Source organism: Bacteroidota bacterium (genome assembly GCA_016183775.1).
Taxonomy (GTDB): Bacteria; Bacteroidota; Bacteroidia; order JABDFU01; family JABDFU01; genus JABDFU01.
Genome location: JACPDY010000102.1, coordinates 1 through 13,908 on the forward strand (window position 1 = coordinate 1; position 13,908 = coordinate 13,908).

Annotated in this window: 9 protein-coding genes; 3 read left to right on the forward strand and 6 right to left on the reverse strand. The window is 40.0% G+C overall.

Annotated features, from left to right (window positions below; all coding sequences use genetic code 11):
* Window positions 1-152: 152 nt before the first annotated feature.
* Both HYU69_13090 and HYU69_13095 read left to right on the forward strand, forming a co-directional pair.
* Window positions 153-1,223 (forward strand): FAD-binding oxidoreductase, encoded by a 1,071-nt coding sequence (locus HYU69_13090; GenBank protein MBI2271272.1) that lies wholly within the window; start codon window positions 153-155, stop codon window positions 1,221-1,223.
* An 82-nt stretch (window positions 1,224-1,305) separates the two neighbouring features.
* Window positions 1,306-7,587 (forward strand): hypothetical protein, encoded by a 6,282-nt coding sequence (locus HYU69_13095; GenBank protein MBI2271273.1) that lies wholly within the window; start codon window positions 1,306-1,308, stop codon window positions 7,585-7,587.
* Window positions 7,588-7,614: 27 nt separating this feature from the next.
* Here the strand turns inward: HYU69_13095 and HYU69_13100 are convergent, their stop codons facing one another.
* From HYU69_13100 to HYU69_13110, 3 genes are all read right to left on the reverse strand, one after another.
* Window positions 7,615-9,273 carry a S8 family peptidase gene (locus HYU69_13100; GenBank protein MBI2271274.1) on the reverse strand — a complete coding sequence of 553 codons (1,659 nt, stop codon included), beginning with the start codon at window positions 9,271-9,273 and terminating at the stop codon, window positions 7,615-7,617.
* Window positions 9,274-9,324: 51 nt separating this feature from the next.
* Window positions 9,325-10,290 (reverse strand): tryptophan 2,3-dioxygenase, encoded by a 966-nt coding sequence (locus HYU69_13105; protein MBI2271275.1) that lies wholly within the window; start codon window positions 10,288-10,290, stop codon window positions 9,325-9,327.
* Between the two features lie 73 nt (window positions 10,291-10,363).
* Window positions 10,364-10,873, reverse strand: coding sequence for a methylated-DNA--[protein]-cysteine S-methyltransferase (locus HYU69_13110; protein ID MBI2271276.1), 510 nt, complete (start codon window positions 10,871-10,873; stop codon window positions 10,364-10,366).
* A 255-nt stretch (window positions 10,874-11,128) separates the two neighbouring features.
* Between HYU69_13110 and HYU69_13115 the strand changes: the two genes are divergently transcribed.
* Window positions 11,129-11,344: a hypothetical protein gene (locus tag HYU69_13115; GenBank protein ID MBI2271277.1), complete on the forward strand. Its 216-nt coding sequence runs from the start codon at window positions 11,129-11,131 to the stop codon at window positions 11,342-11,344.
* A 6-nt stretch (window positions 11,345-11,350) separates the two neighbouring features.
* On the opposite strand, the gene HYU69_13120 is transcribed toward HYU69_13115, so the two are convergent.
* Genes HYU69_13120 through HYU69_13130 form a run of 3 tightly spaced genes read right to left on the reverse strand, consistent with a single transcriptional unit; the run spans window position 11,351 to window position 13,805 of the window.
* Window positions 11,351-12,178, reverse strand: coding sequence for a DUF3108 domain-containing protein (locus tag HYU69_13120; protein MBI2271278.1), 828 nt, complete (start codon window positions 12,176-12,178; stop codon window positions 11,351-11,353).
* Window positions 12,179-12,229: 51 nt separating this feature from the next.
* Window positions 12,230-13,198, reverse strand: a complete 969-nt coding sequence (locus tag HYU69_13125; GenBank protein MBI2271279.1) for a hypothetical protein — start codon at window positions 13,196-13,198, stop codon at window positions 12,230-12,232.
* 1 nt (window position 13,199) lies between these two features.
* Window positions 13,200-13,805: a class I tRNA ligase family protein gene (locus HYU69_13130; protein ID MBI2271280.1), complete on the reverse strand. Its 606-nt coding sequence runs from the start codon at window positions 13,803-13,805 to the stop codon at window positions 13,200-13,202.
* Between the last annotated feature and the right edge of the window lie 103 nt (window positions 13,806-13,908).

A 13,908-nucleotide genomic window follows, 5' to 3' on the forward strand; every position in this document is an offset into this window, starting at 1 on the left:
CATTGGGCATCGGTAAGGCTTGTTTCATACATGGTACATAGGGTTTTGGTCAACACTAAGTAATTCAGTAGGAGATTTCCTTTTAGATGCCCTTTATACTTTTTATCAAATGAATTTTAAACAGTTTCTAAATTAATTAACTTTAAATTTTAATGAGTACAGATCAATCATACTTCTGCGATTTTTTGATTGTGGGGCAGGGAATTGCCGGCACAGTATTGGCACATACACTTATTGGGCAAGGCAAAGCGGTACTGGTTGTCGACGACTGGAATTATTCTTCTTCCTCAAAAGTTGCAGCAGGCTTGTATAATCCGATTGTATTTAAGCGCCTCACACAAAGCTGGATGATAGATGAACTGCTACCTGTTGCGGAAAAATTTTATACAGATCTTGAACAGATTTTAGGAGAGCAACTTTTTTACAAAAAGGAGATTGTAAAACTATTTGCTGAAAAAAGCGAAAAAGATCTTTGGCTGAAAAAGGCGAAAGAAGAAGAACAAAAAAAATATTTATCAGGAACTGTTGAACAGGATTTTTTAACAGAGGTTATAAACAGCGGTAACGGCGCCGGTTTTGTTAAGCAGGCCGGAAATGTGGAGGTAAAAAAAATGCTGACACTTTTCAGGGCTCACCTCAAAAAGCAGAATTTAATTATTGAAGAAAAATTCAATTATGCCGATCTTCTGCTGAATGGAGAATCAGTTAATTATAAAGGAATCCGGGCAAAAAAAATAATTTTCTGTGAAGGATTTCGTGCAGGGGAAAATCCTTATTTCAATTGGCTTCCGTTTAAATTGACCAAGGGAGAAATCCTGACGATTAAATTATCCGGCGGTATTATTCCGGATGATAAATGTATCAACAAAGGTGTTTTCATCCTACCTATGGGAAATGATGTCTATAAAGTAGGCGCTACTCATAACTGGAACGATCTAAATGAAATTCCCACCGAACAAGGTAAAAATGAATTGATCGAAAAATTAAATCGTATTCTGAAGATCTCTTATCAGGTTATTGCACATGAAGCAGGAGTTCGTCCAACTGTTCGTGATCGCAGACCTTTGATCGGCCTGCATCCTAAACATAGTTCTATTGGAATCTTTAATGGTATGGGAACAAAGGGAATAATGCTGGCACCGTATTTCGCTGTTCATTTTAGTGAGACCTTGAATGGGAATAAGACGTTGAATAAGGAAGTAGACATTACCCGTTTTTTATAAGAATATCAGCATTTGTGGTTCAAGAGTGAATTTTTTATGGAAATTTGGACTACTTTGCATCCAATAGGAAAATCATACAACTATGAAGGCTAAAAACATTTTTTTCGTGGCATTTTTTGCCATAGTTACAACCGCGATCGGTATCAGTGCGTATAGTTTTAAAGCACATGTAGAGCCTGTTATGCTAACATTTCCGAAAGGAAGCACTTATGAAAAGGAATGGAGGAAAGTAGATTCCCTTATCGGTCTGGGTCTTACAAAATCGGGTCTCGAAACGGTGGAAACAATTTATAAGAAAGCGAAAACCGATAACAATGCTCCGCAAATAGTAAAAGCAATTATGCACCGCTTGCGGTTTGAACAGCAAATGCAGGAAAATGAGGTGTTTGTGTCAATCAATAAATTAAACGATGAGATCAAAAGTTCAGCCTATCCTGTTACTCCCATACTACATTCTATGCTGGCCGATATTTACCAGCAGTACTATAATAATAACCGCTGGAAATTCTCCCAACGCTCACAGGTTGTAAATATTAAATTGGAAGATATTTCAACCTGGGACCTTAAAACCTTATTCGATCAGATCATCAAGCATCATTTATCGGCTTTAAAAAGTGCTGATAGTTTGAAACTCACCTCATTGAATATTTATGATGACATCGTGTATAACGGAACAAATGATACGCGTAAGCTTCGTCCCACACTATTCGATTTTGTAGCGCATCGTGCCATAGATTTTTTAATGAATGACGAGCCCGATGTAATACGACCCGCTTACAAGTTTGAATTGACCGGAGAAAGTTATTTTGATGAGTCCGACAAGTTTATAAAACTGGATATTGCCAATAAGGACACACTAAGCACTAAATATTATGCTACGCGCATTTTGCAGAATTTGCTTTCGTTTCATTCCGGAGATAACGATCCCGCAGCATTGATCGATGCCGATCTGAAACGATTGCATTTTGTGAGGAAGCATGCGGTTACCGGCATTAATGATAGTTTATATTTAAAAGCACTCGGCGTGCTCGAACAAAAATTTATCAAACACGCATCTTCTGCCGAGGTCAGTTATGCAATAGCACAATTATATACTGAAAAGGCAGGCAAATATGATCCGCGGAAATCAGAGGAGAATACCCAAGAGGGCATAAATAAATGGTTTAATAAAAAAGCGGTTGCCGTTTGTAAAGAGGTAAATGCGCGTTTCCCCGGCTCATTTGGAGCCGAACAATGTCTCGCCTTGGAATCAAGTATCAGGCTTAAGAATATGACATTCACACTTGAAAAAGTAAACCTCGTCAATAAACCATTCAGAGGTTATTTAGCATATAAAAATCTCACAAAAATTTACGCACGTGCTGTTCCTGTCGAATTTGAAAAATACTTGCGTAAATACAACAACTATGAAGGATATGATACAAAACAAATGATGCAGGAGTATTTAAAATTAAAACCTGCAAAAGAATGGGAGATCAGCTTACCTGACGATGGAGATTTTCAGACTCATTACCTTGAATTTAAAATACCGGAACTTGGTGCAGGCTATTACCTTGTTATGATAAGTGATAAGCCTTCGTTTGAGGTTACAGAAAATGGTATTGCATATGATTTCACCTGGATTTCCAATTTAAGTTTTGTGAACCGCAGGTTATCAAATGGAGGGTATGAGTTTTATGTGATGGACAGGGAAACCGGGAATCCACTCAAAAGTGTAACGGGTAATTTGTGGTATTCGGAATACAATTATAAAACGCGTAAGTACGATTTTATAAAATCCGATAGTTATGTAACTAATGATCAGGGATATTTTGCGGCATCCCCCAGAAAGGAGTATGCCAATTTCGATGTCGAGTTGATAAACGGCAAAGATCGGTACAGAACCGAAAGTTCGCTTTACATGTACCGGCAAACGCCTTATGAACCGAAAATGGAACCGCGCACTATTTTGTTTACTGACCGGGCTATTTACAGGCCGGGTCAAACCATATATTTTAAAGGAATAATGATCAACACCGATGGCAGGCGAAATGAGGTCCTGGCTAATAAATTCACCACAGTTACATTTTATGATGTGAATTATCAGAAAATTTCTTCACTGGATCTGACAACAAATGAATACGGATCATACAGCGGCACATTTACCGCCCCAAACGGTGTGCTGAATGGTAATATGACTATAGGAGATGGGTACGGAACTGTTAATATATCCGTGGAGGACTATAAACGCCCGAAGTTTGAAGTGAATTTTTCTCCTGTTAAAGGAGTATACAGGTTGAATGATGAAATAAAAGCGGCGGGAACCGCCAAAGCTTATGCCGGGTCAAACATTGATGGAGCCGAAGTAAAGTACCGCGTTGTGCGAAATGCCTCATTCCCTTATTGGTGGTGGTACTGGAGAGGATATTATCCTTCTTCCCCTCAAATGGAGATCACCAACGGTGTTGCAACAACAAATGATACAGGGGGCTTTGTCATTAACTTCAAAGCCATTGCCGATATGAGTATTCCCCCCTCTTCATCACCTACCTATGTATATACTATTTATGCAGATGTGACAGATATTAACGGTGAAACACGAAGTTCGCAAACAGTTGTGTCGGTGGCGTACAATGCACTTAACTTAATTGTAAATATTCCGGCCCAGATAAATAAGGATGTGGACAAAAAATTTGAGATATCCACGAGCAATACTAATGGTGTGTTTGAGGCCGGTCAGGGTAAAATCGAAATTTATAAAGTAAAAGAACCCGATAGAGTTTTCAGAAACCGTTTATGGGAAAAGCCCGATCGGTTCATTATGACAAAAGAAGAATATTACACTGCTTTTCCGAAAGATGTATATGCTGACGAAAGTAATATGTTCACATGGGAACGGGGAGAAAAGATCTTCGAAAATAATTTCGATACAGAGAAGAGCAGGGAGCTCATAATAAGTGATATTGGTAATTGGAGGCCGGGGGTGTATGTAATGGAAGCCCATACAAAGGATAAGTTTGGCGAAGACGTGAAAGATGTTAAATACTTTACGGTATATTCTGAAAAGGGAACAGCACTGCCAACTAATAGTACCGATTGGTTCACTCTGGTTAAGGGAGACGGAGAGCCGGGAGAAAAAGCTGTTTTTATATTGGGAACAAAGGAGAATGATGTAAAAGTGATGTATGATATTGAAGAACAGGGTAAGTCTGTAAAGCGCGAGTGGCTTATATTGAGCAATGAACAAAAAAGAATTGAGATTCCGATCGGGGAAAAACACCGGGGAAATTTTTCCATTCACCTGGTGTTTGTAAAAAATGGCAGGGAGTACGAGCATGATGCGACTATTTCTGTTCCGTGGACAAATAAAGAGCTTGATGTTGAATTTGAAACTTTCCGGAATAAATTATTGCCCGGCCAAAAAGAGGAATGGAAAGTAAAGATCAAAGACAAAAAAGGCGATAAGATGATGGCAGAAATGATGGCAACCATGTATGACGCGTCATTAGATGTATTCAGGGCCAATAGCTGGTATTTCAATATTTATGGAAATGATTATTCCACTTTGAGCTGGGAGAATCATTTGGCTTTTGGGGCGAACAACTCCGTGTTATACGCCGATGGTTGGAACGATTATCATTATGGCCCGTCACGAAGCTATGACCAGTTAAATTGGTTCGGGTATTACTTCTACTATTATTATGGCTATTATGGCAACCGGGACAGGGAGATGGATGGCGCGTATGAGGAATATGATGATAGCGGAGTTGAAAGAAGTAAAAGCGCAATGAGTAAGTCTATGAAGGATGCGGATGGAGATAAAAAGGCTGAGGCCCCCAGGCCGGTTACAACAGCGGCAACAGGCGAAATAATGATGGAAACCAAGGCAAAGTCCGGCGCAAGTATGGTTAAACCCGGCGCGGGACAGTCAAAGGCCATGGGTGTAGATTTGTCAGGCGTGGCGGCTCGTACCAATTTTAATGAAACCGCTTTCTTTTACCCCCATTTGCAAACGGATGAACAAGGCAGTGTGATCATAAAATTTACCATTCCCGAAGCGCTTACCCGCTGGAAAATGATGGGTCTGGCACATACCAGGGACCTGAAATATGGACAGGTCACAAAAGAATTGGTAACACAAAAAGACTTAATGGTTGTTCCGAATGCGCCGCGGTTTTTCAGAGAGAATGATAAAATGGAATTCACAGCAAAAATTTCTAATTTATCAGATAAAGAATTGTCCGGTGAAGCGCAGTTGTTTTTATATGATGCAATTACCATGAAACCCCTTCAGGAAATTGTTGATAGAAACTATACATCGGCCGGAGGTAATATTGCCATTGACAATAAAGGGAACAGGCTTCCTGAGAATATTGTTGTTTTAAAATCACCTGCGGTTCAGTTATTCACTTCAAAAAAAGGACAAAGCGCATCGGTTACGTGGACTATTCAAATCCCTGAAGGTATAGGTGCTATTACTTATAAAGTTGTTGGTAAGGCTGGAAACTTCACCGATGGAGAAGAAATGGCTGTTCCTGTTCTTACCAACAGCATGTTAGTGACAGAGTCGATGCCTTTGCCGATACGCAGCAAACAAACAAAAATATTTAAGTTTGAAAAGCTTATTGAACAGAATGTCGGATCGACAACATTACGTAATCATAAACTTACACTGGAGTTCACTTCAAATCCGGCCTGGTATGCGGTACAGGCTTTGCCCTATTTAATGGAATACCCGTATGAGTGCGCCGAACAAACCTTCAGTCGCTTTTATGCAAACAGCATCGCCACACACATTGCGAACTCATCGCCCCAAATAAAAGCGGTGTTCGAAAGCTGGAGATCACAAACACCCGATGCGCTGCTTTCTAATCTTGAAAAGAATCAGGAGCTGAAGGCGCTGATGCTTGAAGAAACACCCTGGGTATATGATGCAAAAGATGAAACTGAACGGAAAAAACGCGTTGCGCTTTTATTCGACCTCAACCGTATGGCCAATGAATTAGACCGTGCGCTGACAAAGCTTGAAAAGATGCAGGTGTCCAATGGCGGTTGGCCCTGGTTCGAGGGAATGCCCGATGATCGTTACATTACCCAGCACATTATTGCCGGCATGGGGCACCTGGATCATTTGGGGATCAAAAATGTAAGAGAAGACAACAAGGTGTGGCGAATGCTGAAGCGGGGAGCCCGTTACCTGGATGACCGTATACGCGAAGATTATGAGTGGATATTAAAATATGGCCATCCCGAGTTGGATAATCTCAGTTATGAGCGGATACAATATCTGTATGCACGTGGCTACTTCAGGGATGTACCGGTTGAATCCCGTAATCAAAAAGCGTTTGATTACTTTAAGGGACAGGCTCAGCAATATTGGCTCAATAAAGGCCGCTATATGCAGGGAATGATAGCGCTTGCACTCAAGAGGTATGATGATAAAATTATTCCGGGCCGGATCATGAAATCATTGAAGGAAAACTCGCTTAACAGTGAAGAGATGGGAATGTATTGGAAGGAGAACTATGAAGGATTTTACTGGTGGGAAGCACCTATTGAAGCGCAGGCTCTGATGATCGAAGCGTTTGATGAAGTTGCGAATGATAAAAAATCGGTTGATGATCTGAAAGTGTGGCTGCTGAAAAGCAAACAAACCCAGAATTGGAAAACAACCAAAGCTACAACTGAAGCGTGTTATGCTTTATTGTTACAGGGAACGGATTGGCTGGCTACCGAATCGCAGGTTGAAATAAGTTTAGGTGAAGTGAAAGTTGATCCTAAGAATTTACCCGGCGTTAAGCAGGAAGCGGGCACCGGCTATTTCAAAACATCGTGGAGTGGGAGTGATATAAAACCAGCCATGGGAAATGTAACTGTAGTTAAAAAAGACGAAGGAGTGAGCTGGGGATCGCTTTACTGGCAATATTTTGAACAGTTGGATAAAATAACTTCAAGTAAAACACCATTGCAATTAATTAAAAAACTATTTGTTGAACGTAATACAGCAAGCGGACCTGTTATAGAGCCGATTGACGGTAACGTAACGTTGAAGGTGGGAGATAAATTAAAGGTGCGGATAGAATTACGTGTTGATCGTGATATGCAGTATGTGCATATGAAAGATATGCGAGCAAGTGGTTTTGAGCCAATGAATGTGATATCACATTATAAATGGCAGGATGGATTAGGCTATTATGAAAGCACCCGTGACGCAGCAACAAATTTCTTCATCTCGTATTTGCCCAAGGGAACTTATGTGTTTGAATATCCGTTACGTGTAACACATAAGGGGGATTTCTCGAATGGAATTACGAGTATTCAATGCATGTATGCACCTGAGTTTACAAGTAATTCGGAAGGAATACGGGTAAGGGTGGGAAAGTAACCAAAGAGGTCGTTGAAAAATTTTCTGCTAATAAGTAACCAGTCGTTGGGTATTCGACACTTTATTTCCATCAGCAATAACAACGCAATAAACCCCTTTGGGTAAGCTTGAAATATCTATAAGTTGTTTGGTGATGCCGCCATTGCTTTCTTTTATAGCACTCAACAGCTTTTGACCGAGCAGGTCATATACGGATACCGTAACCGCTATAGAGCCTCCTGCATTATATTCTATTTCCGCTTTACCGGTAGCAGGGTTGGGATATATTACATGAATCGATAATTTATTATCAGTACTTAACCTTTCTCCTGTGGAAATTGAACAGGCATATTGCTGCACCAGTTGCAAAGCGCCGAATAGGTCCAATCTGCCATTGGATACAGTTATAGCGCTCAATGAATTTATCTGTTCAGCACTATTCAATAAATAGCTTTTCATAATTAATGCTAAATCCCCCGGGTTCGTTTTATAATCACCTATCATTTTTGTACAAGCGGCAGCCCACATCAATGCAATTGTTCCGGCTATATGCGGAGTTGCCATAGATGTTCCTGTCAGTGTTTGGTAAGTGTCACCGGGAGTAGTGGATAATATATTTGTGCCAGGCGCACCAATATCAACAGAAATTGGCCCATATGCCGCATTTGTATATTTAACATCGGTATTTGTAGTATTTGTTACTGCGATCATGTAGTTGCTTAGGCATGTTGTAGGGATATCGCCTTGTACGTCAACATCAATATTAAGATTAGCTGTAGCCCCCGCACTTAGTATTCCTGCCGCGCCTAACGAATCATAAAATGCGCACCAAAGTGGATAGTTAACCGGTTTTCCATAATTAACTCCGAAGGATGAATTAGTGGAAACAATAAATGCACCCGAGTTGCCATTGCTGGAGTTATACAATTTTCGCTGAGTGAGCACATAGTTATACGCTTTTATAACAACAGATTCTGTACTTGATGAACCAATAACAGGCATTACTTTGACGTTCCAGTTGATCCCGGCGATACCAATTCCGTTATTTCCTTTTGCTCCAACAGTTCCAGATATATGTGTACCATGGCTTGAGGAAGTTATCTGTCCGTTTGACTTTATAGCATTCCAGCCATCATAATCATCAACATATCCGTTATCATCATCATCGATCAGATTATTCGGAATTTCAGCATAGTTTTTCCAGAATGACAGATCGGAATGCGCCAGGTCAAAACCGCCGTCAATAACGGCAACAACAATAGTGTCGCCGGTAGCAGTTAAGCCTCCTGTTGTAATGCCCCAGGCTTCAGGAGCGTTTATGTCTGAATTCGGGGCGCCGCCCGATTGGCCCGTATTATTCATGCCCCATTGGCTTGAAAAACTGGAATCAGAAGGAATATTAATACGGGGTTGTACATAGTGGTTAGATTGAGCTATTCGTATAAGCGGTAATCTTCTTAATGTCGCGATAACTTCATCCTGATTCAATGGTGTATTGTAATGAATTAGCCAAATATTCATTGAACGGGCAAGTAATTCGTGCTGTTGAATATTTATTCCGATACTGTTAAGAGATTCCGCCAAAAGATCAATATTGTTCTCATGAAGCATAACAATGGCTTCATTTGGTACATAATTATTGTCCTGGGCTGTAGTGAAAAGGGGCTGGGCAGTCAATAGCAACAATAAATATATTACTCTCCTCATTAATTGAAGATAAGTAATTACAATGAGAATTCAAAAGGGAACCAACAGAGATTATTTTCCAAATACCACTGAACGTACCCAGCTTTTGCCCCAATTTTCAATTTCTTCGGCGCTCCACAATTGTGGGTAAAAAATGCGTTTTTGAAAACGCGGAGGTAAATATTTTTGCCAATTGGTGCCACCTGTGGCAGCTATATCTTCCGGATCACCTTGCAAATATTTAACAGCCGATTTATAATGCGATAAAGGCCAATTCACATTTATATTAAGATCGAGTAATTTCATTGCTTCGATAAGTTTTGTGTTTTGTTGATCTGCCGTTGGCAATGCTTTGTACCTCACCCACAGGTTATCTGTCTTGCATTGTTTGGCTTGCTCAATCAATTGCTTTGAATATTTTAACTCAAATTGTTTTAGTGTCAGTGTTTTTTTTCCGGTAGCCAGTTCTGTTGCGCCTGTTTTCCAATAAATGTAATTATACGCTTGTTCAAGTGTGGTATCGGTTATAAAACCTGAAAATTTTTCCCGGTGTTCGGATTGAACCAGGTTAATAAAATCGGTGCAGTAGATTTCGATCATGCGGTATTGACCACTTTGAAAACCGCTTGCCGGCAGCAAGGACATCCGGAATTTATGGAATTGCTGAGGATCCATACCCTCAACCATAATATCGAATGAATCTATTAACGAGTTAAAGTAGCGATTGACGCGTGTTATACTTTTTAAAAGGCCGGCTGCTGAAGCCTTTCCGTTTGCAGATAACTGGCGGAATTCATGGAGCGAAAGTTTAAAATATAATTCCGTTACCTGGTGGTACATAATGAATATCTCCTCATCAGGGATGCTTGTCTTTGGTGTTTGCAGACTAAGCAAGGTGTCGAGATGTATATAATCCCAATAGGTGAGGTAGTCGGCGTACAAAAGTCCATCAAGGTAAGACACAAGACTTTGGCCCATCGCTTCGTATTTCTCATCTAATTTTTGAATACGTTCAATAATTTCCGGTTTCAGCTCCATATGTTATTATTTTATCAAAAGTGAAGATAGGAAAAACCCGGATTGAAATAAAGACGTGTAATTACGATATTCGTTAGAAAAGTGTTTTTGTCGGGATCGTATATTTTGCTTCATGTAGCAGCAATTCTTTTTTACGCTGCAAACCTCCCGCATAACCCACCAGTTTTCCATTGGAGCCAACAACACGATGGCAGGGGACAACAATGGCCAGTTGATTTTGTCCATTCGCGGTTCCACAAGCGCGTATGGCTTTTATGTTGCCGATTCTTTTCGATAATTCCAGGTAACTTATCGTTTCTCCAAAAAGTATGTTTTGTAACTCCAGCCAAACGCGTTGCTGAAAGGAGGTGCCTTGTTGCTGCATGGGAAAATCAAACGATCTGCGTTTACCGGCAAAATATTCATCCAGCTGTTGAATGCAGGATACAATAACGGGATTCATTGATATTAAGGTAGTATCTTCAGGCAATTTGCCGGATTGTTCATCTTCATCAAATAATATGGACGTGATGAAACTTTCCGAATATTCTATTTTCAACAATCCTACCGGAGATCTATAAAGGGTTGTTATTGCTTCGGCCATTGTGCTGTAAAAATACAATATTGATATAATTACATACGTTATTTTATTTTTGCGTTCGGCTTCCGGCAATTGGTTTACCTTTTTCAGGTAGCATAACTGGTTTTCCTGTTTATAAAATGATAATATACAATATCCATTGGCATAATAAAAATTGACTTTTTATCAATAAAGTATTTACTTTGCCAAAATGGCCATTAAATAAGAATAAACGGCAGTTCAATATAATCAATACTGCATTAACGGGTTAGATCAATTATGCAAAAGAAAGTGCTACTAAAATACAGTGCTATCGGGCCTGATAATAAACAGATAAGCAATAAGGCTTTGGGTGAAGTTAAAGTGTTCAAAGAAATTCTGAATAACAAAAATTCATTACGTGTATATGCGTATTTAAATTTCCCTGAAGAATTGGCCGGAAAAAGGAATGTTAGGATAACTGCATTAAAGAAGGTTTCAAAACCAAAGAAATAATAATTTTCAATTTACTCTCGCGATCGGGTTGGCCAGATTAGAGTATTCCATCAGGTCCATTTTAACAGAGCCCACTAATATTTTAGCCTGCGCGCGAACAGGGATATGGTTTTTATCATCAGTGATCCAGACGTTAAGGTCCTCTTCATGTTTGAATATTCTGCCCTTTTGTAAGATCGGGCGGAACTTCAGGCATTTTATTTTCCCAACATCGGAGTCGATTGTTTCACGTCCAATATATCTTATTTTAACTGTAAATACTTCTTTGTCAACAAAGCTGTTTATGGTAAATACATCACCCTCTTTGGCCTTAGAATAATCAAGACAACGGGCATAAAAAAATGCCGATGTCATATCCTGGCAATATTCGGGGATGTCATATACGGCATTATTTCCTACATCCACTTTCTTTTTGTAATGGTTAAAAATATAATCTTGATTAATGGTGTAGCCACCTTCATTCACACGTCGTATAAATATCCAGGGGGCAAGCGCTTCTTCGTCAATATATGATTCATAACGATCGCGTATTTTGAAAAAGAAATCCACTGAGCCTTTCGTTTCTCCGGTGCCAACAACGTGATATGTTTTACGTCCTCCGATTTCGCGTGCTTCATCTTTCACTTCAATGGTTACAATGCCGGCATCGAGCCAGCCATAGTGCATCCGGTATTTAAGCGTTTCACCCCTTTTAAAGGCATCATGCTTATAGGTGCGTAAGGTCTCATCTTTAGCCGGAATTTCTACCTGGGAAAAAGCGGTAGGATCTAGCCTGAAAGCAAGGCCGGCAAAAAGTACAATTGCTAAAAAAAGGCTTAAAACAATACGGTTCATGTTGATTATGTTCCCAAAACTCATGCCAATTATAATGCTTTTACCTTAAATTTACTTTATATAGCGTTTTGGCGTTTTTATTGTCAATGCACGATGCATCGTACCTATTTGTTTGGGTGAAAAATACGATGATGACTGAAACCCGCCCATTATATTATTTGTTCGCCGATCATTTGCAGAGGAAAACGTATCAAAGCCCCAGGAGTGCGCAGCGTCTGTTACCAGGTGAGGACAATTGCCTGGCCAGGGGCCGAAAATATCATCTAAGTACTCAGTATCCTCTGCTGATGTCGCGCAATTGGGTGAGGCACCCCCTCCCATATATGTATGAACCAGATCGAAAGCGTGACCAAACTCATGCGCCATGTTTGTTGCGGCTGCAAAATCGCCTACCGTTTTCCCGTTGTTATAAAAATTGAGTGAAATAACAAACATGTCATCATTTAAATTTTTGGTAGGCAGAGAAGAAAGCCCCGAAGCAGTCCCCAATTTACCGTTGGTAAAACAAACATTAAGTTGATCCATACGTTTGGGATCAGTTTTTTTTATTTCCTGTAATAGTTCGTAAGAATTTATGGAATTTATAAGACCTGAGTTTTTATAATAGAATATTCCGTTCAATTCAAATTGTATGTGAGTTTTGTGCAGCTCAATTACGCCGGCAATAGGATCGGAGGGAGGAGGATTGTTTCCGTATATTCCATTTAGCCAATTGAACATATTGTTGAGCCTTTCAATATCGGCAGGGACATTGCGAAAGTTCCCGTTTCCACTGTCGTCCTGGAAAATATTAAAATTGATCCTGATCGTTTTTGCCGGATCGGTTTCTTTCGGAATATAAAACGCAATAGAATTACGCGCAATGGAATCTGTTAGTTGCCGGGTCCGGTCAGCGATCATGGACTTTGCCGGATCGGCATTTTTTTGATCCTGGTTTTTAACAACCACTTTCGGAGTTTTACAACTTTGTCCGCCAATAACAAGGAGTGTTGAAAAGAGAACGAATTTTAATGCGTTCATGTTACATAACAATATTCACAATTTTTTTAGGCACGATAATTACTTTTTTAGGCGTTTTGCCCTCTAAATATTTTATCGCTTCTTCACTGCTAAGTACTTCTTTTTCAATTTCCTGTATACCCATGGAAAGTGGCAGTTCCAATTTAAAGCGTGTTTTACCATTAAATGAAACAGGGTAAGCGAACGAATCATCTACCATGTATTCCTCATTATAATCGGGGAATTTGGCATAAGTTATACTTTCCTTATGGCCAAGCAAACTCCATAATTCTTCGGCAATATGCGGTGCGTATGGTGCAATTAAAATAGTCAGAGGCTCCAGTATTAAACGTTTGTTGCATTTTTGTTCGGTGAGTTCATTTACACAGATCATAAAATTACTTACCGATGTATTGAATGAAAATCGCTCAATATCATCGTGAATTTTTTTGATGGTTTTGTGAAGGGTTTTTAATTCGGGTTTGGTGGGGGCCTCGGCCGAAATGGCCTCACCTCCAGCTCCTCTCCAAAGGAGAGGAGTGTCGTTCCACTCGGGACTGTGGAACAGCCTCCATAATTTTTTTATGAAACCGGAAACGCCGGTGATAAGGATTCGTTTGGCTGTCATGGATTTTGTTGGCTACGGGTTTTCAAGCCCGCAGCAGTTTGCGGATATCCAGCACTTCCCGGAAATAGACCCAGTCTTCATCAGTTAAGAACCGCCATGGCCC

Bases quoted from the DNA above. Each gene is read 5' to 3' on its own strand.
- HYU69_13130 (MBI2271280.1), bottom strand. From the start codon at position 13,805: ATGACAGCCAAACGAATCCTTATCACCGGCGTTTCCGGTTTCATAAAA.
- HYU69_13100 (MBI2271274.1), bottom strand. From the start codon at position 9,273: ATGAGGAGAGTAATATATTTATTGTTGCTATTGACTGCCCAGCCCCTT.
- HYU69_13110 (MBI2271276.1), bottom strand. From the start codon at position 10,873: ATGGCCGAAGCAATAACAACCCTTTATAGATCTCCGGTAGGATTGTTG.
- HYU69_13105 (MBI2271275.1), bottom strand. From the start codon at position 10,290: ATGGAGCTGAAACCGGAAATTATTGAACGTATTCAAAAATTAGATGAG.
- HYU69_13120 (MBI2271278.1), bottom strand. From the start codon at position 12,178: ATGAACCGTATTGTTTTAAGCCTTTTTTTAGCAATTGTACTTTTTGCC.
- HYU69_13115 (MBI2271277.1), top strand. From the start codon at position 11,129: ATGCAAAAGAAAGTGCTACTAAAATACAGTGCTATCGGGCCTGATAAT.
- HYU69_13125 (MBI2271279.1), bottom strand. From the start codon at position 13,198: ATGAACGCATTAAAATTCGTTCTCTTTTCAACACTCCTTGTTATTGGC.
- HYU69_13090 (MBI2271272.1), top strand. From the start codon at position 153: ATGAGTACAGATCAATCATACTTCTGCGATTTTTTGATTGTGGGGCAG.
- HYU69_13095 (MBI2271273.1), top strand. From the start codon at position 1,306: ATGAAGGCTAAAAACATTTTTTTCGTGGCATTTTTTGCCATAGTTACA.